The 22,671-nt window shown below is 67.4% G+C and carries 24 protein-coding genes; 10 read left to right on the forward strand and 14 right to left on the reverse strand.

Annotation, left to right across the window (positions count from 1 at the left end):
* The 5 genes from QZW52_RS12330 to QZW52_RS12350 all read right to left on the reverse strand — a co-directional run.
* A partial coding sequence (locus QZW52_RS12330; protein ID WP_293999166.1) for a glycoside hydrolase family 19 protein occupies positions 1-606 on the reverse strand: 606 nt, incomplete at its 3' end.
* Positions 600-1,580, reverse strand: a complete 981-nt coding sequence (locus tag QZW52_RS12335; RefSeq protein ID WP_293999169.1) for a 2-hydroxyacid dehydrogenase — start codon at positions 1,578-1,580, stop codon at positions 600-602. The genes QZW52_RS12330 and QZW52_RS12335, both read right to left, overlap by 7 nt.
* Positions 1,581-1,591: 11 nt before the next feature.
* Positions 1,592-2,938, reverse strand: a complete 1,347-nt coding sequence (locus QZW52_RS12340) for a sodium:proton antiporter (RefSeq protein WP_293999171.1) — start codon at positions 2,936-2,938, stop codon at positions 1,592-1,594.
* Positions 2,938-3,645 carry a nitroreductase gene (locus QZW52_RS12345; protein WP_293999173.1) on the reverse strand — a complete coding sequence of 236 codons (708 nt, stop codon included), beginning with the start codon at positions 3,643-3,645 and terminating at the stop codon, positions 2,938-2,940. The genes QZW52_RS12340 and QZW52_RS12345 overlap by 1 nt, the downstream gene beginning before the upstream one ends.
* Positions 3,646-3,709: 64 nt before the next feature.
* A complete protein-coding gene (locus QZW52_RS12350; RefSeq protein WP_293999175.1) occupies positions 3,710-4,675 on the reverse strand; it encodes a histone deacetylase family protein in 966 nt (321 codons plus the stop codon).
* Between the two features lie 193 nt (positions 4,676-4,868).
* Here QZW52_RS12350 and QZW52_RS12355 point away from each other — a divergent pair, with 193 nt between their 5' ends.
* Together QZW52_RS12355 and phaP are read left to right on the forward strand one after the other, a co-directional pair.
* The gene (locus tag QZW52_RS12355) at positions 4,869-5,345 is read left to right on the forward strand and encodes a phasin family protein (RefSeq protein ID WP_293999178.1); all 477 of its coding nucleotides are present in this window, start codon (positions 4,869-4,871) and stop codon (positions 5,343-5,345) included.
* Between the two features lie 133 nt (positions 5,346-5,478).
* On the forward strand, positions 5,479-6,000 hold the full coding sequence (phaP, locus tag QZW52_RS12360) for a TIGR01841 family phasin (protein ID WP_293999181.1): 522 nt from the start codon (positions 5,479-5,481) through the stop codon (positions 5,998-6,000).
* A 96-nt stretch (positions 6,001-6,096) separates the two neighbouring features.
* Here phaP and QZW52_RS12365 read toward each other — a convergent pair whose 3' ends face one another.
* Both QZW52_RS12365 and QZW52_RS12370 read right to left on the reverse strand, forming a co-directional pair.
* A complete protein-coding gene (locus QZW52_RS12365) occupies positions 6,097-7,350 on the reverse strand; it encodes an MFS transporter (RefSeq protein WP_293999183.1) in 1,254 nt (417 codons plus the stop codon).
* Between the two features lie 25 nt (positions 7,351-7,375).
* Entirely contained in the window at positions 7,376-7,900 is a 525-nt protein-coding gene (locus QZW52_RS12370; RefSeq protein ID WP_293999186.1) for a DUF1993 domain-containing protein, read from the reverse strand.
* Between the two features lie 136 nt (positions 7,901-8,036).
* Between QZW52_RS12370 and QZW52_RS12375 the strand changes: the two genes are divergently transcribed.
* On the forward strand, positions 8,037-8,933 hold the full coding sequence (locus QZW52_RS12375; protein WP_293999188.1) for an ATP-binding protein: 897 nt from the start codon (positions 8,037-8,039) through the stop codon (positions 8,931-8,933).
* Here the strand turns inward: QZW52_RS12375 and QZW52_RS12380 are convergent.
* From QZW52_RS12380 to QZW52_RS12405, 6 genes are all read right to left on the reverse strand, one after another.
* Entirely contained in the window at positions 8,903-9,598 is a 696-nt protein-coding gene (locus tag QZW52_RS12380; RefSeq protein ID WP_293999190.1) for an ABC transporter ATP-binding protein, read from the reverse strand. The two genes, QZW52_RS12375 and QZW52_RS12380, sit on opposite strands and share 31 nt — an antisense overlap.
* Before the next feature lie 10 nt (positions 9,599-9,608).
* Positions 9,609-10,397: an ABC transporter ATP-binding protein gene (locus tag QZW52_RS12385; protein WP_293999192.1), complete on the reverse strand. Its 789-nt coding sequence runs from the start codon at positions 10,395-10,397 to the stop codon at positions 9,609-9,611.
* A complete protein-coding gene (locus QZW52_RS12390; protein ID WP_293999194.1) occupies positions 10,394-11,701 on the reverse strand; it encodes a branched-chain amino acid ABC transporter permease in 1,308 nt (435 codons plus the stop codon). The genes QZW52_RS12385 and QZW52_RS12390 overlap by 4 nt, the downstream gene beginning before the upstream one ends.
* 3 nt (positions 11,702-11,704) lie before the next feature.
* Positions 11,705-12,682 (reverse strand): branched-chain amino acid ABC transporter permease, encoded by a 978-nt coding sequence (locus tag QZW52_RS12395; protein ID WP_434738330.1) that lies wholly within the window; start codon positions 12,680-12,682, stop codon positions 11,705-11,707.
* 100 nt (positions 12,683-12,782) lie between these two features.
* Positions 12,783-14,018 carry a branched-chain amino acid ABC transporter substrate-binding protein gene (locus tag QZW52_RS12400; RefSeq protein ID WP_293999198.1) on the reverse strand — a complete coding sequence of 412 codons (1,236 nt, stop codon included), beginning with the start codon at positions 14,016-14,018 and terminating at the stop codon, positions 12,783-12,785.
* A gap of 139 nt (positions 14,019-14,157) precedes the next feature.
* Positions 14,158-15,810 carry a 3-(methylthio)propionyl-CoA ligase gene (locus tag QZW52_RS12405; protein ID WP_293999200.1) on the reverse strand — a complete coding sequence of 551 codons (1,653 nt, stop codon included), beginning with the start codon at positions 15,808-15,810 and terminating at the stop codon, positions 14,158-14,160.
* Between the two features lie 65 nt (positions 15,811-15,875).
* Here QZW52_RS12405 and QZW52_RS12410 point away from each other — a divergent pair, with 65 nt between their 5' ends.
* From QZW52_RS12410 to QZW52_RS12425, 4 genes are read left to right on the forward strand one after another with little or no spacing between them, the layout of a single operon-like run.
* Positions 15,876-17,438, forward strand: coding sequence for a protein adenylyltransferase SelO (locus QZW52_RS12410; RefSeq protein WP_434738329.1), 1,563 nt, complete (start codon positions 15,876-15,878; stop codon positions 17,436-17,438).
* Between the two features lie 43 nt (positions 17,439-17,481).
* Entirely contained in the window at positions 17,482-18,108 is a 627-nt protein-coding gene (locus tag QZW52_RS12415) for a septation protein A (RefSeq protein ID WP_293999204.1), read from the forward strand.
* A 10-nt stretch (positions 18,109-18,118) separates the two neighbouring features.
* On the forward strand, positions 18,119-18,394 hold the full coding sequence (locus tag QZW52_RS12420) for a BolA family protein (RefSeq protein ID WP_293999206.1): 276 nt from the start codon (positions 18,119-18,121) through the stop codon (positions 18,392-18,394).
* A gap of 15 nt (positions 18,395-18,409) precedes the next feature.
* Positions 18,410-19,222 (forward strand): peptidylprolyl isomerase, encoded by an 813-nt coding sequence (locus QZW52_RS12425; RefSeq protein ID WP_293999208.1) that lies wholly within the window; start codon positions 18,410-18,412, stop codon positions 19,220-19,222.
* On the opposite strand, the gene QZW52_RS12430 is transcribed toward QZW52_RS12425, so the two are convergent.
* Positions 19,201-19,944 carry a heparan-alpha-glucosaminide N-acetyltransferase gene (locus QZW52_RS12430; protein ID WP_293999210.1) on the reverse strand — a complete coding sequence of 248 codons (744 nt, stop codon included), beginning with the start codon at positions 19,942-19,944 and terminating at the stop codon, positions 19,201-19,203. The two genes, QZW52_RS12425 and QZW52_RS12430, sit on opposite strands and share 22 nt — an antisense overlap.
* Positions 19,945-19,991: 47 nt before the next feature.
* Between QZW52_RS12430 and QZW52_RS12435 the strand changes: the two genes are divergently transcribed.
* From QZW52_RS12435 to QZW52_RS12445, 3 genes are all read left to right on the forward strand, one after another.
* Positions 19,992-20,492, forward strand: coding sequence for a thioesterase family protein (locus QZW52_RS12435; RefSeq protein ID WP_293999212.1), 501 nt, complete (start codon positions 19,992-19,994; stop codon positions 20,490-20,492).
* A gap of 18 nt (positions 20,493-20,510) precedes the next feature.
* Entirely contained in the window at positions 20,511-21,518 is a 1,008-nt protein-coding gene (locus QZW52_RS12440) for a 2-dehydropantoate 2-reductase (protein WP_293999214.1), read from the forward strand.
* 106 nt (positions 21,519-21,624) lie between these two features.
* The gene (locus tag QZW52_RS12445) at positions 21,625-22,668 is read left to right on the forward strand and encodes a glycosyltransferase family 2 protein (protein WP_293999216.1); all 1,044 of its coding nucleotides are present in this window, start codon (positions 21,625-21,627) and stop codon (positions 22,666-22,668) included.
* The last annotated feature ends 3 nt before the right edge of the window (positions 22,669-22,671 follow it).

Here is a 22,671-nt window from a genome sequence, read left to right on the forward strand (position 1 = left end):
CGATGCCTTCCCGCGCGGCACCACCACCACCACCACCGCCGACTTGGGCACCGAGAACCCCTTGCCCAGCACCTGCTTGGCCAGTTCGTAGTAGCGCAGCCGCTCTTCCCAGCCGGTGTAGCCGCCGTTGATGCGGCGCGTGATCTCGCGGTAGTCGCCCAGCTCGGCCAGCGCATTCAGCCCGTTGGTGCGCCAGAACATGCCCGCCGCCGACAGCCCGACGCCCGGCGATGCGACCAGCTCAGGCTGCACCACGAGGTTCAGCCCTAGCAGTGCGCCGTAGCGCGCGTAGTTGGCGCGGCCGGTGATCTGGATCGGCCCTCGTCCCTTGAAGCGTTTTCCGTCGCCGGCTTGGGTATTGCCGAGCTTGGTCGCCAGCGCGCTCGGCGGCTCGTAGCGGAGCTGCTGCGCGGTCGGCCCCCAGAGTTCTTCCATGTACCTGAACTCGCCCGACTCGTGCGCGAGCTGGCCCAGGAAGGCGGCGGCGCGCAGGGTGTTGCTGATCGTGTACGCCTGCATCGTCTGGTTCAGCGGCGCCAGGAACAGCGACCGCCGGGCCGCCGGCATGGTGGGCATGATCGTCTTGAGCTGGGTGTCGGTCAGCATGTCGTCGGCTCCAGTGGTGGGGTGCGGGGTGTGCCGCCGGTCAGCAGCGCGATGAGGTTGTCGGCGGCCAGATGCGCCATCGCCAGCCGCGTCGGCAGACTGGCACTGGCGATGTGCGGCGTCAACACGACGTTGGGCACGTCCAGCAGCGCCGGATGCACCGCCGGCTCGCCCTCGAACACGTCCAGCGCCGCGGCACCCAGCCGCCCCGAACGCAGCGCCATGGCCAGCGCCGCATCATCGACCACGCCACCGCGGGCGATGTTGGTCAGCGTGGCCGTGGGCTTCATCAGCGCCAGGTCCGCCGCGGCGATCAGGTGGTGCGAAGCCGGTCCATAGGGCACGACGATGACCAGGTGATCGGACTCGGCCAGCAGCGTGGCCTTGTCCACCCAGCGCGCGCCGATCGGTGCTTCGGACGCGGGCGCCAGCCGCGAGCGGTTGTGGTAGAGCACGTTCATGCTGAACCCCAAGGCGCCGCGCCGCGCGATCGCCTGCCCGATCCGGCCCATGCCGAGGATGCCCAGGGTGGTGCCGTGGATGTCGGCGCCGACGAAGAAGTCCGGCGCCCACTTGGTCCACGCGCCGCGGCGCAGGAAGTGTTCGCTCTCGGTGATGCGCCGTGCCGCGGCCATCATCAGCGCGAAGCCGAAATCGGCGGTCGTCTCGGTCAGCACGTCCGGCGCGTTGGTCACGGCAATGCCCCGCGCCCGGCAGGCGGTCACGTCGATGTTGTTGTAGCCCACCGCCATCGAGCACACCGCCTTCAGGTCCGGGCAGGCAGCAATCAGCGTGGCGTCGATCGGCTCGCCGGTGGTGACAAAGACGCCCTGCTTGCCCTGCAGCCGCTGGATCAGCTCCTCGCGGCTCCAGAGGGTGTCGGCGTCATTGGTTTCCACATCGAAGTGGGCGGCCAGCCGCTCGGCGACGGCGGGGAAGATGCGGCGGGCGATCAGGACGGCGGGACGGGTCATGTCAGGGGCTTTCAGCGAAACCAGAGGAAAGTCATCACGGCGAACAGCGGCACCAGGATGCCAAAGCTCCACGCCATGTAGCCGAAGAAGCTCGGCATCTGCACACCGCGGTCTTCGGCGATGGCCTTGACCATCAGGTTGGGCGCGTTGCCGATGTAGCTGTTGGCGCCCATGAAGACCGAGCCAGCCGAGATGGCGGCCAGCACGGGCGCGAGCGTGGTCATCAGCGTCTGCGGGTCGCCACCAGCGAGGTTGAAGAACACGAGGTAGGTCGGCGCGTTGTCCAGGAAGGACGACAGCAACCCCGACGCCCAGAAGTACATCGCCGGGATCGGCTGCCCGTCCGCACCAGTCACCAGCGCCACGACCGGGGCAAACGCGCCACCCATGCCGGCCTTGAGCATCGCCAGCACGGGCGTGATGGTCAGGAAGATGCCGGCGAAGAGCTTGGCCACCTCCTGCATCGGCGCCCAGTTGAACTGGTTCTTCTCGCGGGCGGCGGCCGGTGTCAGCCTGAGCGACAGCAGCGTGACCGCCACCAGCGCACCATCCCGCACCAGTTGCTCCAGCCCGACGGCGGTGCCGGCGATGTCGAGCGTGGTGCCGGGCTTCCAGGTGCCGCTCATCAGCACCAACCCGACGATGGCGAGCAGGAGCAGGCCGTTCACGCCACCCTCGATGCCGAAGATGTGGTCGTCGGGCGTCGGGTCGGCGCGGGTCACGCCTTCGCGGCGGTAATACAGGGTGTCGATGGCAAAGAAGATCGCCAGCAGCGCGCCGACCAGGAACAGCGTCTCCGGGAAGATCTGGCGCACCGTCCAGAAGAAGTCCACGCCCTTCAGGAAACCCAGGAACAGCGGCGGATCCCCCAGCGGCGTGAGCGAGCCGCCCGCGTTGCTGACGATGAAGATAAAGAACACCAGCACATGCGCGGCATGGCGGCGGTTGTCGTTGGCGCGGATCAGCGGGCGCACCATCAGCATCGACGCGCCCGTTGTCCCCATGACACTCGCCAGCACCGCGCCGATCAGCATCAGCACGGTGTTGAAGCCCGGACTGCCGTGGAAGTTGCCGCGGATGTAGATGCCGCCGGCCACGGTGTAGAGCGCCGTCAGCAGCACGATGAACGGCAGGTACTCCACCACCAGCGCATGCACGCACTCCGCGCCCGCGTGGCCGACACCGTGCAGCACGGCAAACGGCAGCAGGAAGGCCAGCGCCCAGCCGGCAGCGATCTTGCCGTAGTGGTGGTGCCAGACCGAGGGCACCACCAGCGGGCACAGCGCGATCGACAGCAGCAAGCCGGCGAAGGGGACCACCCACCAGGCGGACAGCGCCGCTCCGTTCAGTTCCTCCATCAGGGTGCCTCGCCGTGGAACCGCGTGAACGCGCTCACCGGTGCCCGCTCCGTCACCAGCGTGTTTTCCACGGCGTCCGGATCGGCGAACCCGAGCGCCATGCCGCAGACCACCATCTCCTGCGCGCCGAGGCCGAGCTGCTCGGCGATCAGGCGGTGGTACTGGGTGAAGGCGGCTTGCGGGCAGGTGTCGAGGCCACGGGCACGGGCGGCGACCATGATGTTCTGCAGGAACATGCCGTAGTCGAGCCACGAACCTTGCTGCATCACGCGGTCGATGGTGAAGACCAGGCCGACCGGGGCGTCGAAGAAGGTGTAGTTGCGGCCGTGCTGGCGGTGCATCCCCGGCTTGTCGGTCTTGGCCAATCCCAGCAAGCGGTACAGATCCCAGCCCACCTTGCGGCGGCGGTCGATGTAGGGCGATTGCCACTGGGTCGGGTAGTAGGCGTATTCCTCCGCGTGGGTGGCGGCCACTGCGGGGTCGTTGTGTACGGCAAGGATGCGGTTGCACAGCGCATCGCGGGCCGCACCGGTCAGCACATGGACCTGCCACGGCTGCGTGTTGGTGCCGGACGGGGCGCGGGAGGCCACGCGCAGGATGTCCTCGATGGTCTCGCGGGGCACCGGGGTGGGCAGGAAAGCGCGCAGCGAGCGGCGGCTGGTGATGGCGTCGTCCACGGCGGCGCGGCGCTGGTCGTCAGTGAGCATCAGGCGGGTCTCGGAGAGGAGTCGGAGGCGGATCGTCGGCGCGGTTCAGGCGCGCGCATGCCGATTATTGCCGGGTTGCACAGGCGCGCTCGGCGGGATCGCGCGCCTGCCAGTGGGTCCAGTGCGCCAGCGCGGCGCGGTAGGTCTGCAACTGCACGGCCACCGTGTCCTCGATGACGTGGCCATAGCCGCCGCCCATCGTCAGCACCACGGGAATGCCGCGGTCAAAGCAGGCGGCAAACACCCGGCGGTCCCGCTCGGCCAGCCCCGCCGCGCTCACCTTCAACCGCCCGAGCCGGTCGCCCTCGTGCGGATCGGCGCCCGCCTGGTAGAGCACGAGTCCTGGCGGCTGCTCCGCGTGGGCCTGCCACAGTTGCGCCAGCGCGGCCTCTACGGCGGCCAGATATGGCGCGTCCGTGCAGCCATCCGGCAGATCGACATCCAGGTCGCTGGCCACCTTGCGGAAAGGGAAGTTCTTGGCGCCGTGGACCGACAGCGTGTAGACCGTCGGGTCGTCGCGGAAGATCGCCGCCGTGCCGTTGCCCTGGTGGACATCGAGGTCGATCACCGCCACGCGCAGCGGGCGGCGGTGCTGGCGGAACCACTCGGCCTGCATCAACCGGGCGGCGACGGCCAGATCGTTGAAGACGCAGAAGCCGCTGCCCGTGTCGGCGCTGGCGTGGTGGGTGCCGCCGGCGAGGTTGGCGGCCACGCCTTCGCGCAGGGCGTCCCGCGCCGCGCTGAGGGTGGCGCCGACCGAACGCCGCGCCCGCTCCGCCATCGCCGGCGACCACGGGAAGCCGATCTCGCGCTGCTGGGCGGCGGTCAGCGTGCCGTGCAGCACCGCGTCCACGTAGCCGGGGGTGTGGACCAGGGCCAGCTCGCCCTCGCTGGCTGGCAATGCCTGGGCCAGCCGGACACCGGGCAATTCGGCCACGATCGCATCCCGCAGGAGGCGGTATTTCTGCATCGGAAACCGGTGCCCGTCGGGCAGGGGCAGGACAAAATGGTCGGCGTAGTAGGCGCGCATCGCCCTATTGTGCCGATGGGTGCCGACACCTGCCGATAGGTGCCGGCAGGTGTCGATGGATGCCCGCGACTTGAAAAGCGGCGCACATGCTTCTATAGTCGGATGTTTGCTGCAGTGCAGCAAAAAATCTTCCCGCTCTTTTGTCCTTCTGTCCTTCTGTCCTTCTGTCCTCAGCCTTCTGGAGCACGCCATGATGACCCCGGAACAATTCGCCGCCGCCAACCAGGCCCACCTGGACGCCCTGGTCGCGTTGACCTGCAGGAGTTTCGAGGGCGTCGAGAAGCTGGTGGCGCTGAACCTCCAGGCGGTGCGGGCCACCATGGCGCTGACGGTCAGCGCCGAGGGGCGGCAACATCCCGGCGCCTATGGCCGGCAGGTCTACGACATCGCCAGCAGTACGCAGTCGGAGGTGGCCAAGCTGGTGGAATCGCAAATGGCCGCGGCACAGGAGAAGATCCTTGCCCTGGTCGATGTCGCCGTGAAAAATGCCCCCGCAGGCGGCGAAGGTTCCCTGGCCATGGTCAAGCAAGCCGTCATGACCGCCAACGGTGCGCTGCAAAACGTGCAGCAGGCCGCCAAGCAGGCGGTCAGCATGGCCGATGCCAGCTTCGACGCGCTGGAGGCCATGACCAGACAGCCTTGCGCACCCGCTGCCACTCCCCCGGCATGAGGCGGCAAATTTTATGTTGCATTGCAACATAGACGACTTGCAATCCCGATTGCAGCCCCTATACTGTGAGTCATGCTGCAGTGCAGCAAAGCCGAATCACCGGCTTCCCTTTACCACAGAAGGACTGCTCACCATGATCAACGCTGACCAACTCTCCGCCTCCGCCCAAGCCCAGCTCGACACGGCTGTCACCCTGAGCCAGAAGGCTTTCGGTGGTGTGGAAAAGCTGGTGGAACTGAACCTGCAGACCGCCCGCGCTGCGCTGGACGAGTCGGCCGCCAACGCCAAGGCGCTGCTGTCGGTCAAGGATGCGCAAGGCTTCGCGGCCCTGCAATCCGGCGTGCTGCAACCCGCCGCTGAAAAGGCCACCGCCTACAGCCGCCAGGTCTATGAAATCCTGGCCGCCACGCAAGCCGACATCGGCAAGCTGTTCGAAGGCCAGATCGCCGCGTCGCAGCAATCGGTGCAGGGCTTCGTCGAAAGCGCGCTGAAGAACACCCCCGCCGGCAGCGAAAGCGCCGTCGCGTTCATGAAGCAAGCCATGTCCGCCAGCACCACCGCGCTGGAGTCGGCCCAGAAGGCGGCCAAGCAAGCCGTGAGCGCCGCTGAAGCCAACATCCAGTCGATGACCAAGGTTGTCTCCAAGACCGTCTGACGAACCTCTGTTTGTCAGGTTGTCTTTGATGCAGGGTCGGCAACGGCCTGTGCATCCCCAGACCCGGCGCGACCACGCCGGGTCTTTTTTCATGGGTCACCGCCCGCTGTGCTGCCACACGCCGCGGCCCACCACGGCCGCCGAGGCGATGCCCAGCCCCATCGCCGCTGCCGCCGCGAAGAAGATCTCGCCCGCCATGCCGTGGTCGAGCATCACGCCAAAGACCGGCGCCGCCAGCGCGAACCCGGTGTCCAGCCCCGAATACACGGTTCCATAGACCCGTCCCGTCGCCCCTGGCGGTGCCGCACGCTTGATGAGCATGTCGCGTGACGGTCCGGCCAGCCCCGTGCCCAATCCGGCCAATGCCGCCGCACCCGCCGAAGCCATGCCCGACAGCCAGCCCGTGCCGGCCAGCACCAGCAAGGCCGCGGACAGGGCCATGGCCACCGCGATCGTGCGCTCCAGCCGTGCCACGCGCTGAACCAGAAAACCGCCCACCACCATCCCCACCGCACCGCAGAGCATGTAGCCCGTCACGACAAACGCCGTGGCAGAGGTCGGCAGCCCGTACATCCGCCCCAGCGCAGGACTGGCAAAACTCTGGATCGCCGACAGCGCCACCGTGGTCCAGAAGAAGAACGAGAAGCACAGCCACACCGACGGCAGCCGCAGAAAAGCCATCGGGTGCTCATCGACCACGCCCGCGCCGGCCGCCGCCTTGGCGCCCGCACGCTGGTGGGACCATGCCCCCTGTCGGTCGTCGATCGCGTCGCGCTGCAGGTACAGCACCACCAGCACGGCCAACGCCACCAGCGCCGACCCCAGGTACGCTGCCCGCCAGCCCCCGAACGCCGACGACACCCCGATCAGGAACACCGGTGCCACCGCCCAGCCCAGGTTGCCGCTGATGCCGTGGACCGAGAAGGCGTGGCCCAGCCGCTCGGGCGAGACGCGCTTGTTCAGGATGGTGAAGTCCACGGGGTGGAACGGGGCGTTGCCCAGTCCAGCCAGTGCCGCCGCCACCATCAGCCCGCCATAGCCCTGCGCCAGCGCGCCCGCCAGCGACGCCGCGATGAAGCTGACCAGCGCCGCGAACAGCACTGGCCGGGCACCCACCTTGTCCACGAGAAACCCCGACAGCGCCTGCCCGATGCCCGAGATGACGAAGAACACCGTCACCAGCAAGCCAAGCTCCGAGTAGCTCAACCCGAAATCGCGGATGAACAGCGGAAACAGCGGCGGCAGCAGCAGGTGGTGGAAGTGCGAAGTGCCGTGCGCCAGACCGATCAGGCTGATGGTCGTGAGGTCGCGGCGGCGGCGATCGGGGGCGGAGTCGGGGAGCGTGGACATCGCGGCGCGCGGTGTGTGGTGCGGGTCAGGCGGCGGCTTGTGCGCCCACGAGGTAATCCACCTTGCCCAGGTCCACGCCGTTGTGGCGCATCAGGGCGTAGGCGGTGGTGACGTGGAAGAACACGTTCGGCAGCACCCAGTGCGTCAGGTACGCCTCACCCTTCATCGTGCGCGTCGTGCCATCACGGCCGACGGGGAAGGTGATGTCCTTGTCCTCGGTGCCATCGATGGCGGCGGCTGGCACGGTGGCGAGGAAGTCGAGCGTCTTGGCGATGCGGTCCTTCAGTTGAGCGAAGGTGGTTTCGTCGTCGGCGAACTTGGGCGCTTCGACGCTGCCCAGGCGGGCGGCAGCGAGTTTGGCGGCGTCGCAGGCGATGCGGATCTGCGAGGCGAAGGGCAGCATGTCGGGCGCGAGGCGGGCCGAGACCAGCACGTTCACATCGAACTTGCGGGCCGCTGCGGAGGCTTCCGCCTTGTCCATGCAGTAGCGCAGGTTGCGCAGCATGGTGGTGAAGACGGGCAGGCTGGCGGAGGACATGGAAATGGTCATGGCGGGTCTTTGCGGTGGGGGAAAAAAGAAGAACAGGAACAGGGGCCACACGGTAGCAGGATGGGCGCCACCGTGCAGGCACAGGCCCGCCTCGGCTTGCTTGCCCATCCCCGCAAGCCCGTCAGGAGACATCTACGTGCGTGTCGGCAGCACCTCGCAACTGGCGACACGGGAACAGCAAGCCGCCCTGTTCGCTTCGGGCGGGTTGCTCCATGCCGAGGTGTTGCCGGTGTCCGGCTCGGGCTTGGCCGATCTGGACCTGGTGCGGCTGACGGACTACCTCGGCCGCATCCTCGGCGACGAGGTGCCCGCGACCGACAGCGACTGGCACAACCGGCTCTGCGGCCTGGGCTTCCTGACGGAGCGAGTGGACGGCCCGCCGGTCTGCACCATCGCCGGCACGGTGCTGTTCGCGCACCGACCGCGCCGGCTGCTGCGTCAGGCGGGGGTGCGCTGGATGGCGTTCGCGGGGAACGACCTCGACTACCAGGCACTCGATGACACCGTGCTCGACGGGCCGCTGGTCGGGCTGTGGTCCCGCACGGCGCGGGGGGACGTGAACCGGGTGCAACTCGGCCTGGTCGAGCGGCTGATGGAGCGCGTCACGCCGCTGCTGTCCACCGAATCCACCGAACTCGTCGAGCACCTGCGCCGCGAACGCCACTGGCACTACCCACCCGAGGCGCTGCGGGAGGCGCTGCTCAATGCCTTTGTCCACCGCGACTGGACGCGCCCCGGCGAGGTCGAACTGGTCCGCTTCGGCGATCGGCTGACCCTCACCAGCCCCGGCGCCCTGCAGAACTCGATGACCGTGGCCAAGATGCTCGCCGGCCAACGCTCAGCCCGCAACCCGATCCTGGTCGAGGTGCTGCGCGACTACGGCTACGTCGAGGCACGCGGCATGGGCGTGCGGCGCAAGATCGTGCCGCAGGTGCGGGCGCTGACCGGACAGGACGTGGACTTCGAGGTGACGCAGGACCATGTGCGGCTCACGCTGCCCGCTCACACCTCCAGCCACTCCTTGCGGACATAGGCATTGGCCTTGAGTTCCGCCGGCGTCCCCTCGAACACGATCCGCCCGTGCCCCATCAGCAGGCACCGCTGCGACACCTCCAGCGCGATCGTCAGTTTCTGCTCCACCAGCAGCACGCTGATCCCCCGCCGCCGCAGCTCGCGCAGGTACTCGCCCACCAGTTCGACGATCTTAGGCGCCAGCCCTTCGGTCGGCTCGTCGATCATGATCAGGTCCGGGTCGCCCATCAGCGTGCGGCACAGCGTGAGCATCTGCTGCTCGCCGCCTGACAAGACGCCGGCCTCGGTGTGCTGGCGTTCCTTCAACCGCGGGAACATCGTGTACATGTCGTCGAACGACCACCGCCCCGACTTGCCCGCCACCTTCTGTCCCAGCATCAGGTTCTGATGCACCGTGAGCTTGGGGAAGATGTCCCGGTTCTCGGGGACGTAGCCGATGCCGCGGTGCGCGATGTCGTATGCCTTGCGCCCCAGGATCTCCTCGCCCTTCCAGCGCACGGAGCCTTGGCCGTCCACCAGCCCCATGATGGTCTTGACCGTTGTCGAGCGCCCCGAGCCATTGCGGCCAAGCAGCGCCACGATCTCGCCCGGCTGGATCACCAGCGACACGCCGTGCAGGACGTGGCTCTTGCCGTAGTAGGCGTGGAGGTTGTCGAGTTCGAGCATGTGTCTGTGTTCAGTGTCCCTGGGCCAGCACGGAGCCGAGATACGCCTCCTGCACCCGCGGATTGGCGCGCACCGCTTCCGGCGTATCAAAGGCGATCACCTCCCCGTAGACCAGCACGGCAATGCGATCCGCCAGCCCGAACACCACGCCCATGTCGTGCTCGACGGTCAGCAGCGTGCGGCCCTCGGTGACTTGGCGGATGAGCTGGATGAAGCGCGTCGTCTCGCTGCGGCTCATGCCAGCGGTCGGCTCGTCCAGCAGCACCACCTGCGAGCCGCCCGCGATCGTGAGGCCGATCTCCAGCGCCCGCTGCTCGGCATAGGTCAGGTTCACCGCCAGCACGTCGCGGCGCTTGTCGAGGTGCAGCCGCAGCAGCAGCTCGTCGGTGCGGTCGTTGGCGTCCTTCAGATCGGACAGGAACTTCCAGAACGCATACCGGTAGCCCAGGCTCCACAGCACCGCACAGCGGATGTTCTCGAACACGCTCAGCTTCGGAAACAGGTTGCTGACCTGGAAACTGCGCGCCAGCCCCTTGCGGTTGATCTCGTAGGGCGCCTTGCCCTCGATGCGCTCGCCGAAGAGGCGGATCTGACCGCTGGTCGGCGTCAGCCGGCCGCTGATGAGGTTGAACAGCGTGGACTTGCCGGCGCCGTTCGGGCCGATGATCGCCACCCGCTCGCCCTTGCGGACCTGCAACTGGGCGCCGCGGATGATCTGCGTCTTGCCGAAGGACTTGTGGACGTTGTCGAGTTCGACGGCAAAGCCAGCCGGTGCGGCGGGCGGAGTGGTCGTGCTCACAGGGCCTCCCGGCGTTTGATTTCCTTCTCGATCTCGCCCTGGGTGTCACCCCATTGGCGAGCGAACTCGCGCCGCGTCAGCTCGAACAGCCCGATGCCCACCAGCACCACGAACACCGCGCCGACCCAGGTGTTGACGCTCTCGGTGTCCAGCGTGGCACCCAGGAACTTCAGCTTCGGGCCGAGCGCCGCATTCAGCTGGCGGTGGTAGACCATCTCGACCATCGCGCCGATGCCGATGAGTGCGGCCATCCCGGTGCCGAACAGGCCCAGATAAGCCGTCCACAACTGGCGCAGCTTGCCGAAGGCAGCCACGCGCAGGTTCATCATGATGAGGCTGGCCAGCCCGCCCGGCGCATACATCACCATGAACAGGAACACCAGCCCGAGGTAGAGCAGCCACGCCGTTGTCAGCTCCGACAGCAGCACCAGCGCGATCACCATCAGGATCGCGCCCAGGATCGGCCCGAAGAAGAAGGTCGCGCCACCGAGGAACACGAACAGCAGGTAGGCGCCCGAGCGGTGCGCCCCGACGACCTCCGCCGTCACGATCTCGAAGTTCAGCGCCCCCAGTCCGCCGCCGACGCCCGCGAAGAAGCCGGCGATCATGAAGGCGATGTAGCGGATGCGCTGCGTGCTGTAGCCGATGAACTCGACCCGCTCCGGGTTGTCGCGCACGGCGTTGAGCATCCGGCCCAGCGGTGTGCGGGTGAAGGCGTACATCAGCGCGGTGCAGACGAAGCAGTAGACCGCGATGAGGTAGTAGAGCTGGACCTGCGGGCCGAAGGTGATGCCCATGACCGCCTGTCCGACGACCCGGTTCGACGACACGCCCCCTTCGCCGCCGAAGAACTCCGGCACCATCAGCGACATCGACCAGACCAGCTCGCCCACGCCCATCGTGATCATGGCGAAGGTCGTGCCCGCTTTCTTGGTGGTCACGTAGCCCAGCAAGGCCGCGAAGGTCAGCCCGCCCAGCCCGCCGACCAGCGGCACCAGGCTCACCGGCAACGCGAGCGTGCCCGCTCCGACCTGGTTGAGGGCATGGATCGCCAGATAGGAGCCAAGACCCGCGTAGACCGCGTGGCCGAAGCTGAGCATCCCGCCCTGCCCCAGCAGCATGTTGTAGGACAGGCAGATGATGATCGCCACGCCCATCTGCGACAGCATCGTCAGCGCGAACCCGGAGGTCCACAGCGTCGGTGCCACCAGCAGGACCAGCGCGAAACCGCCCCAGATGACCCAGCGCCCGACGTTCCAGGGCTTGAAATGGAATTGCGCGGCGTTGGACTGGTTGGACGACATGCCTCAGCCCTCCCGCGTTCCGAGCAGCCCCTTCGGGCGGAAGATGAGGATGAGCACGAGCAGCAGGTAGGGCAGGATCGGCGCGGCCTGCGCCATCGTGATGCGCAGCAGCGGCCAGCCGGGGGTGCCGGGGCCGATGCCGGCGCTGAACCAGTGGTTGAGCAGCGTGGCGAGCGAGCCGTCCACGGTGAGCGGCAGGGTCTGCAGCAGGCCCACCAGGATCGAGCCGACAAAGGCCCCGGCCAGCGAGCCGATACCGCCGACCACGACCACCACGAAGATGATGGTGCCCACCACCGCCGCCATCGATGGCTCGGTGATGAAGGTGATGCCACCGATCACGCCCGCCAGCCCGGCCAGCGCGCAGCCGCTGCCGAACACCAGCATCAGCACCCGCGGCACGTTGTGGCCCAGCGCCTCGGCCATCTCCGGGTGGGTGAGCGCCGCCTGGATGACCAGACCGATCCGGGTGCGCGTCAGCAAGGCCCACAGCGCCACCAGCATCAGCAGCGCCACGCCCATCATGAACACCCGCGTCATCGGAAAGCGCGAGCAGCTCAGGACAGCGCCGGCCGTGTTCTGGCACAGCTCGGCCGGTGCCTGCCCCCACACCAGCCGCAGCCCGTCCACCGAGGACTGCACCAGCGTGAAGGCGGAGCCTTGCAATTGCGGCGGCGGCGAGAACGGCACCGAGGTGCGGCCCCACAGCAGTTGCACGACTTCCAGCAGCACGTAGGACAGCCCGAAGGTGATCAACAGCTCCGGCACATGCCCGAACTTGTGGACCCGCCGCAGCGCCCCCCGCTCGAACAGTGCCCCCAGCCCGCCCACCACCAGCGGCGCGATCACCAGCGCCGGCCAGAAGCCGACCACGCCAGTGAGCGCATAGCCGACATAGGCGCCGACCATGTAGAAGCTGGCGTGGGCAAAGTTCAGCACGCCCATCATGCTGAAGATCAGCGTCAGGCCGGAACTGAGCATGAACAGCAGCAGCCCGGAGCTGAAGCCGTTCAGGAGGTTGATGGTGAGCTGGTCCACAGGGCGCGCAACGACAGGGGGCGGGGTCAGGGCCGACGCACGGTCAGGACGGGCGCTTCATCTGGCACGAGGTCGGCGTGCTCGCGACATACGGCTCGTAGGTCGCCACCGGCACCAGCGTGTAGCCTGTCTTCTCGGGGCTGTAGTTGTACTTCTTGTCCGTCTTCTGCCAGCGGGTGATGTAGAGCGTCTGCTGCATCTGGTGGTCGGTCTTGCGCATCTCCACGTCGCCGTTGAAGCTCTTGAACTTCAGCCCCTCCAGCGTGGCCGCCACCTTGACCGGGTCGGTCGATTTCGCCTTGGCCATGGCCTCGCCGAGCGCGGTGTAGATGTGGATCACGCTGCCGGTGTAGAAGTCGGCGTCGAACTTCTTCTGGAACTCGTCGCGCCACTTTTCCATCTGCCCGGGCAGGAAGTAGTGGTTGTAGGAGACCTGGAAGACACGGCCGTCGCCCTGGGCACCGAGCGCGGTCGGGGTGCCGGTGACGCCGGTGTAGTAGGTGAAGAACTTGGCGGTGAGACCGGCTTCGTTGGCCGCCTTCAGCAGCAGCGACAGATCGGACCCCCAGTTGCCCGTGATCACCGTGTCGGCGCCGCTGGCCTTGATCTTGGCCACATACGGGGCGAAGTCGCGCACCTGGGCCAGCGGGTGCAGGTCTTCACCGACGAACTGCACGTCGGGCCGCTTGCGCGCCATGATCTCCTTGGCGTACTTGGCGACCTGCTGGCCGTGCGAGTAGTTCTGGTTCAGCAGGTAGACCTTCTGGACATCCTTCTGGTCCTTCATGAAGGTGGTCAGCGCCTCCATCTTCATGGAGGTGTCGGCGTCCATGCGGAAGTGCCAGTAGCTGCACTTGCTGTTGGTCAGGTCCGGGTCCACCGCCGAGTGGTTCAGGTAGATGACTTCCTTGCCCGGGTTGCGCTCGTTGTGCTTGTTGATGGCATCGATCAGCGCGGCGGCGGCGCCCGAGCCGTTGCCCTGCGTCACGTAGCGGATGCCTTGGTCGATGGCGGCCTTCAGCGCGGTCAGCGACTCGGCCGGACTCAGCTTGTTGTCGAAGGGCACGACCTCGAAATTCACGCCCGCCGGGTTGCCTGCACCACTGAACTTCTCGGCAAAGAAGCGGAAGCTGTTGACCTGGTTCTGCCCGACCGGACCCATCAGACCGGTCAGTGGGTCGATCCAGGCGATCTTGACCGTCTCGCCCTTCTGGGCAAACGCGGCCGACGCGCACAGGGTCATCGCGGCCAGCACGCTGGCTTTCATACGGATCGACATCTCGAAGTCTCCTTGCAGTGCGCCGGCGCTCCCGGCGGGTGCCGAGATGGTGCTGCAAGCCCGGTCATCGCCGCGTCAGGGACTACCACTATCGCCTGTCGCGGTCGGGACAAGGCCGCCTGCGCCACCCCGAACAGCCTCAGATCGTCGGCAGCACGTAATGCTTGAACTGCTCGCGGAGCTTGAGTTTCTGGATTTTTCCGGTCGCGGTGTGCGGCAGTTCATCGACGAACACCACGTCGTCGGGGATCTGCCATTTGGCGATGCGCCCACCGTAGAACGCGAGTACTTCGTCCCGCGTCACCGACTGCCCCGCCTTGCGCACGACCACCAGCAGCGGCCGCTCGTCCCACTTCGGATGCGCACAGGCGATGGCCGCGGCCTCCATCACCGCCGGGTGGGCCATGGCGATGTTCTCCAGATCGATCGAGCTGATCCACTCGCCGCCGGACTTGATCACGTCCTTGCTGCGGTCGGTGATCTGCATGAAGCCGTCGGGGTCGATCGAGGCGACATCGCCGGTGGGGAACCAGTCCTGGCCACCCAGCGACTGCAGCGGCGAGTCCGTGCGGCCCAGATAGCCATTGACCACCCACTGGCCGCGCACCACCAGATCGCCCGTGCTGCGGCCGTCCCAGGGCTGCTCGGTCCCGTCGTCGCCGACGATGGCCATGTCGATGCCGTAGATCACGCGGCCCTGCTTCTCCAGCAAGCGGTGCTGCGCCTCGGCCGGCAACGCTTTCTGCTTGGCCTTCAGTTTGGACAGCGTCCCCAGCGGCGACAGCTCGGTCATGCCCCAGGCGTGGATCACCTCCAGCCCGAAATCGTCCTCCAGCGTCCGCATCATCGACGGCGGACAGGCCGAGCCGCCGATCACCGTGCGCTTCAGGGTGGAGAGCTTCAGGCCGTTGGCCTTCATGTAGTTGATCGCGCCCAGCCACACCGTTGGCACCCCGGCGCTGAACGTGACTTGCTCGGATTCGAAGAGGTCATGCAACGACTTGCCATCCAGGTGCGGCCCCGGAAACACCAGCTTGGCCCCGACCATCGCCGCGCTGTACGGCAGCCCCCAGGCGTTGACGTGGAACATCGGCACCACCGGCAGGACCACATCCGCCGAGGAGCAATCCATCGCGTCCGGCATGACCGAGGCGAAGGCGTGCAGCAAGGTCGAGCGGTGGCTGTAGACGGCGCCCTTGGGGTTGCCGGTGGTGCCCGAGGTGTAGCAGATGCTCGATGCGGACAGCTCGTCGAACACCGGCCAGGCGTAGTCGCCGTTCTCGGCCTCGACCAGTTCCTCGTAGCACAGCAGGTTCGGGAGGCCGGTCTGCGCGGGCATGTGGGCGCGGTCGGTCATCAGGATGTAGTGCTGGACCGAGGGCATGTGGGCCGCGAGCTTTTCCACCAGCGGCAGGAAGGTCAGGTCGAAGCACAGCACCTTGTCCGCCGCGTCCCCGGCGATCCAGGCGATCTGCTCGGGGAACAGGCGCGGGTTGATGGTGTGGCAGACGAGCTGCGAGCCGGAGACGCCGTAGTAGATCTCGAAGTGGCGGTAGCCGTTCCAGGCCAGCGTGGCCACGCGGTCGCCGGCCGTGCAGCCGAGCCGGGCCATCGCCTGGGCGAGCTTGCGGCTGCGCAGCTCGGCGGCCTTGTAGGTGGTGCGGTGCAGGTCGCCTTCGACGCGCTTGGAGACGATCTCGGTGTCGGCCGCGTGCCGGGCCGCGTGGACCAGCAGCGAGGAAATCATCAGCGGCATCGTCATCATCTGGGCCATCAGGGGGCGGGTGCTCATGTCGTCAAGTCTCCTGAGTCGGTGGTGGAACGCGGGCGAGCATCGCGCCGCATGGGTGGACAAGCATGTCCCTGAAGCGACAGCCACGCAAGCCGCTGGCTACACTGCCGGCCATGATTCCCACCCCGTTCGACCCGAGCGCTCTGCCCTGGCTCAACCGCTACGCCGCCTTGGGCCGGCCTTTCGCCCACCACCAGCCCGGCCAGGCTTTGCCAGATCCGCGCTGGGTGACCACCAGCGACGCGGCGGCGGCCGAGCTGGGCTGGCCCGCGGACTGGTGGACGCAACCCGGTGCGCTGGCCGCGTTCAGCGCCGGCGCAGCGTGGCCAGGGATGCAGACCGCTGCCACCGTCTACAGCGGCCACCAGTTCGGCGTCTGGGCGGGGCAGTTGGGCGACGGCCGGGCGCTGCTGCTGGGCGAGGTGGACGGCCCGAACGGCCCGCGCGAACTCCAGCTCAAGGGCAGCGGCATGACGCCCTACTCGCGCCGCGCCGACGGCCGGGCGGTGCTGCGCTCGTCGATCCGCGAGTTCCTGTGCTCGGAGGCGATGCACGCGCTGGGCATTCCGACGACGCGGGCGCTGGCGCTGGTGGCGTCGAATCTGCCGGTGCGCCGCGAGACGGTGGAAACGGCCTCGGTCGTGACGCGCACGGCACCGAGTTTCCTGCGCTTCGGGCACTTCGAGCACTTCTGTCACCACGTCCGCGACGGTGATTTCAGCGCGCTGCGGCAGCTCGCCGACTTCGTGATCGACCACCACTACCCGCACTGCCGCGACGCCGCGCAACCGGTTGCCGCGCTGCTGGCCGAGGTGTCCCAGCGCACCGCCGTGATGGTGGCGGGCTGGCAGGCGGTCGGTTTCTGCCACGGCGTGATGAACACCGACAACCTCAGCGTGCTCGGGCTGACGATCGACTACGGACCGTTCGGTTTCCTCGACGGCTTCGACCCGATGCACATCTGCAACCACTCGGACGACCAGGGCCGCTACGCCTATGCCCGCCAGCCGCAGGTGGCCTACTGGAATCTGCACGCGCTGGCACAGGCGCTGGTGCCGCTGATCGACGGTGACGGTGACGACGGGCACGTCAAGGACGTGCTCACCGAGGCGCTGTCGCACTACCCGGACACCTTCGCCCACCAGCTCGGCCAGCGCATGCGCGCCAAGCTCGGCCTCGCCACCGAGCAGGACGGCGACCAGGCCTTGATCGACGACCTGATGCGCCTGATGGCGCGGCACCGCGTCGATTACACGCTGACGTGGCGGCTGCTGGGCGAGCACCGGATCGGCGCGGCGGGCGCGGCAGCGCGTGAACCGGTGCGCGACCTGTTCCTCGACGGTGAGGGCTTCGACGCCTGGGTGTGCCGCTACGATGACCGCCTGCGCGCTGAGCACAGCGTGGACGCCGACCGCCGTGTCCGCATGGACGTCGTCAATCCCAAGTACATCCTGCGCAACCACCTGGCTGAACTGGCGATTCGCCAGGCCGAAGCGGGTGACTACACCGAAATCCTGCGCCTGCACCAGCTCCTTGCCCGCCCCTTCGATGAACAGCCCGAACACGCGGCGTATGCCGCACTGCCCCCTGAATGGGCTGGGTCGCTCGAAATTTCGTGTTCCTCCTGAGGCGGCGGCTTCGCTAGACTCGCGCCCAACTCTGCCACCCACCATGAAAATCTTCCTCGACTTCCTGCCCATCGTTTTATTCTTCCTGACCTTCAACCAGGCAGAAAAACGCGCCGACGAAGCCGCCGCCTTCGCCACCGACTGGTTCGGTTTCATCGTCGCCGGTGGCGCGGTCGGCCCGAAGGAGGCACCGGTGCTGCTGGCCACGGTGGTCGTCATCCTGGCCACCTTCGCGCAGGTGATCTACCTCAAGCTGCGCGGCCAGAAGGTGGACACGATGCTGTGGGTCAGCCTCGGACTCGTCACCGTCATGGGTGGCGCCACCATCTACTTCCACAACGACACCTTCATCAAGTGGAAGCCGAGCGTGCTGTACTGGGTCATGGCCGCGGCCTTCTGGCTCAGCCCGATCCTGGCCAACAAGAACTTGCTGAAGATCATGATGGGCGAGCAGATCGACCTGCCCGCCTTCGCCTGGCGCACCCTGAACCTGGCCTGGATCGCCTTCTTCAGCTTCATGGGCGTGCTCAACCTCTGGGTGGCCTACCACTACGACACCAGCACCTGGGTTTCGTTCAAGTCCTTCGGCGGCATGGGCCTCATGTTCGTGTTCATGGTCGCTCAAGGTTTCTACCTGACGCGCCACCTAAAGTCCCCAGACAGCGAGTAAGCCAGACGCCATGCACGCCACCCCCACCTTCGGCGTCACCGCCCTCGCCATCGAACAGGCGCTGCACCAGCATCTGAGTCCCACCGCACTGGAGGTCATCGACGAAAGTCACCTCCACGCCGGGCATGTCGGAGCGGCTTCCGGACGGCATTTCCGGGTGCGCATCCACTCGGAACGGTTCGCCGGACTGCCCCGAATTGCCCGACATCGGCTTGTGTATGATGCCGTCGCCGAGTTGATTCCCCAGGGTATCCATGCGTTGGCGATTGAATTCCTCTCTCTCTAAAAGGTTCCGCATTCCATGAAGAAGCTCTCGTTTGCCGTGTCCGCTGTGGCCCTCGCCGCCGCTCTGCTGCCGGCGCTGGCCTCGGCGCAGAACATCGCCATCGTCAACGGCAAGGGCGTGCCCAAGGCGCGCTTCGAATCGTTCATGACGCAAGTCACCAAGCAAGGCAACCAGCCCCGCACGCCGGAGCTGGAGCAGCAAGTCAAGGACGAGCTGGTGCTGCGCGAGATCTACGTGCAGGAAGCGGAAAGCCGCGGCCTGCAGCGCAGCGAGGAATACCGCAGCCAGATGGACGTGGCCCGCCAGAGTCTGCTGATCCGCGAGCTGTTCAGCGACTACCAGAAGAAGAACGCCGTCTCGGACGCCGAACTGAAGGCCGAGTACGAGAAGCTCAAGGGCGCTGGCGGTGCGGGTGGCAATGAATACCGTGCGCGCCACATCCTGGTCGAGAAGGAAGACGAGGCCAAGGCCCTGATCGCCCAGCTCAAGGCCGGCGCCAAGTTCGAGGAACTCGCCAAGGCCAACTCCAAGGATCCGGGATCGGCACCGAACGGTGGCGATCTGGATTGGGCCGCACCGGGCAACTTCGTCCCCGAGTTCTCGCAGGCCATGACCAAGCTGGAAAAGGGCAAGTTCACCGAGACCGCCGTGAAGAGCCAGTTCGGCTACCACATCATCCAGCTCGACGACACGCGCGCCGCCACCTTCCCGAGCCTGGAAGAGGTCAAGCCGCAGCTCAGCCAGCGTCTGCAGCAGGCCAAGATCAACAAGTTCCGTGAAGACCTGAAGGCCAAGGCCAAGACCGACTACAAGTTCGGCGCACAGTAAGTCCAAGCCATCACCAGCCCGATCAGCACGGGCTGGTGCAGCAGGTAATACGGCAGCGACCACCGCCCGAGCCGCGCCAGCGGCTGCAGCGCAGCAGGCAATCCGCCCTGCAGCAGCGCCGGGCGGCTCCTCAGCAGCCACTGCCCCACCCCCATCGCCACCGCCACGGCACCGAACCACGGCAGCAGCGGCACGTAGTCCTCGGTGATCGGCTTGCGGGTGGTCAGCCCCAGCCAATTGGTCCAGCGCGCGTCGAACAGCGGATGCGACACGCGCGACGCCACGGCAAACACCCCCACCCCCAGCGCGATCCAGCCCCAGTCGGGCAGCCGCAGTCCCCGCAGTCCCCGCACGATCAGCAGCATCACCGCCACCGCATGCAGCACGCCAAAGCTGATCCAACTGCGCGGAAACATCAGCGCCGACCCCGCACTGACCAGCAGCGCCCCTCCCGCGATGCGCGCCCAGCGCCACCAGAAGCGGGGACTCTCCACCTGCTGCGCCTGCGCCACCGCCTGCGACAGCCCGACGCAACCCAGGAACAGCGTCACGATGGCCATGCGCTGCAGCGTCCAGAACGGATCGGCATAAAAATGCTGGCGCGGGATCAGGTGGAACTGGTTCAGATCGAAGGCCAGGTGAAAGCCGGTCATCCAGACCATCGCCAGCCCGCGCAGGGCGTCCAGTCGGTCGAAGCGGTCGGGTCGTGCGGGGAGCGTCATGCACGCGACGATAGCGCAGACCCTGGCCCGCTAACATCGCCGACACCATGCCGCACACCGCCCACACCAAGCCCGTCCAACGCCGCAGCGCCGAGGAACAGCAACGCCTGCACCTCGCCATCACCGAACTCTGGGAACAGCGCATCACCTTCAACACCGTGCTCGGTCTGAAGGTCGAATCGCTGGACCCGGCCGTGCCGCGCCTGCGCTTCGAGATGCGCCCGGAGCTGGTCGGGCATTTCCTCTACGGCCGGTTGCACGGCGGTGTCATCTCCGCCGCGCTGGACGCGATGGGCGGCTTCGCACTGACCACCGCCATCGGCGAAAAACACCCCGACGAATCCGCCGACCAGGTCATGCACCGCTTCAGCCGCATGGGCACGATCGACCTGCGCATCGACTACCTGCGCCAGGGCATCGGCCAGCACTTCATCGCCAGCGCCGAAGTCACGCGGCTGGGCGGGCGGGTCGGCTCGACGCAGATGCGCCTCCACAATGACGAGGGCGTGCTCATCGCCACCGGGGCCGCGGCCTACATCGTGAGCTGACCGAGGTTGAGAACCGACATGAAGAACATCTGCATCATCGGCGCCGGCGCGATCGGCGGTTTCATCGGCACCCGGCTGGCGGTCAGCGGGCAGGAAGGTGTGCGCGTGAGCGCGATGGCCCGGGGTGCGACGCTCGATGCCCTGCGCACCCACGGCTGGCGCTTGCGCCAGGGCGATGCGCTGCTGCAAGCCCCGGTGGCGGCCGCGTCGGAACACGCGGCGGACCTGGGCATCCAGGATCTCGTCATCCTCGCCGTCAAAGGCCCGGCGCTGGCGCAGGTCGCTCGCCAGATCGGCCCCTTGCTCGGCCCTGAAACGGTCGTCCTGCCCGCCATGAACGGCGTGCCGTGGTGGTTCATCGAAGGCCAGACCGCGCTGGGCGATGCGCCGCTGGACAGCGTCGATCCGGGCGGCACCCTCCGGGAGGCCATTGCGCTGTACCGCGTGCTGGGCTGCGTGGTCCATGCCAGCACGGCCTCGCCCGAACCCGGTCTGGTCCAGCACCGCATGGGGCAAGGGCTGATTGTCGGCGAGCCGCTCGGCGGGCATTCGGAACGCTCGGCGCGGGTCGTGGCGCTGCTGGGCGCGGCGGGATTCGACGTGACGCACTCGGCCGATGTGCGGTCGGACATCTGGTACAAGCTCTGGGGCAACCTGACGATGAACCCGATTTCGGCCCTCACCGGCGCCACCATCGACCGCGTGCTGGCGGACCCGCTGATCCGCCAGTTCTGCACCGACGCGATGGCCGAAGCCGCCCAGATCGGCGAGCGCATCGGCTGCCACATCGCGCAACGCCCCGAAGACCGGCACCTGATCACCGCCAAGCTCGGTGCGTTCAAGACCTCGATGCTCCAGGACGTGGAAGCCGGCCGCCCGATCGAGCTGGACGCCATCGTCACCGCCGTGCGGGAAATCGGCCAGCGTGTGCAGCGACCGACACCGCAGATCGACGTGCTGCTCGGACTCACCCGGCTCTTCGCGCGTGGCCGCGGGCTGTATCCGGAAGACTCCGGCACGGCCTGACCGCCTGACCCCACCGCCCCCCTTGGTTGGGGCATGCCCCGTGCCCGAGACACGGGAGCCAGGTTCGCATGGCAAAACAGTATCCTTCTGTAACTACTGATCTTGTATGCGAATCTCCATCCTCATCAACAACTTCAATTACGCCCGGTACCTCGGTGCCGCCATCGACAGCGCACTCGCCCAGGCCAGTCCGTCGCTGGGCGCCGAAGTCGAGGTGATCGTCTGCGACGATGCGTCCACCGACCGGTCGCAGGCGGTGATGGCCCGCTACGGGTCGCGCATCCAGACGTGGCACAGCCCCGACAACCGCGGACAGGCCAGCGCCATGAACGCCGGTCTGGCACGCAGCACGGGCGAGTGGGTGCTGTTCCTGGATGCGGACGATCTGCTGGCGCCGGATGCACTGGCGACCTGCCTGCCGCTGATGGCCGAGGGAGTGGCCAAGATCCAGTTCCAGTTGCAGTGCATCACGGAGGCTGGCCGTCCCATGGGGCGCCAGATCCCCTATCTGCTGCACGACGGCGATGTACGTCCGCTGATCGAGCGGTTTGGCACCTACGGCAGCCCGCCCTCCAGTGGCAACCTCTACCGCCGCAGTGCCATCGCGCGTTATTTTCCGCTGGACGAAGCCGCCTGGCGCCGCGCTGCCGACACGCCCCCCATCCTGCTGAGCGCGTTCCACGGCCGGATCGTCAATGCGCCGCGTCCGCTGGGGTCGTACCGCATCCACTCGTCGGCGAACCGGGCGCGGGGCTGCTTCGGCAACATCTCGGCCCGCCATGGCGACATGCTGCGCATCGAGGCCCACCGCCGCGCCACGACGCTGGCGCTGCTGGCCCGCGTGGACGGCATCGACGTGGCCAGCCCGCCGCTGCACGCCCCCTGGAATCTGCGCAGCCGCGCCCTGTCGCTGCGCACCGAGCCGGAACGCCACCCCTACCCCGCCGACACCCTCGCCTCGCTGATGCGGATGCAGGCCGACTCGCTCGCCGCCTGCCCCGGCTACACCTGGAGCGAACGCCGGGCCGCGCAGCTCTGGCTGCTGGCGGTGCTGCTGGTGCCCACGTCCTGGGCCGCACACATGGCGATCTCGAACACGTCCAGCCGTATCCGGCGCTGGTTCCGGCAACTGCGCGCCCACCTCGCCTGATGC

Source organism: Sphaerotilus sp. (genome assembly GCF_013299175.1).
Classification (GTDB): domain Bacteria; phylum Pseudomonadota; class Gammaproteobacteria; order Burkholderiales; family Burkholderiaceae_C; genus Sphaerotilus.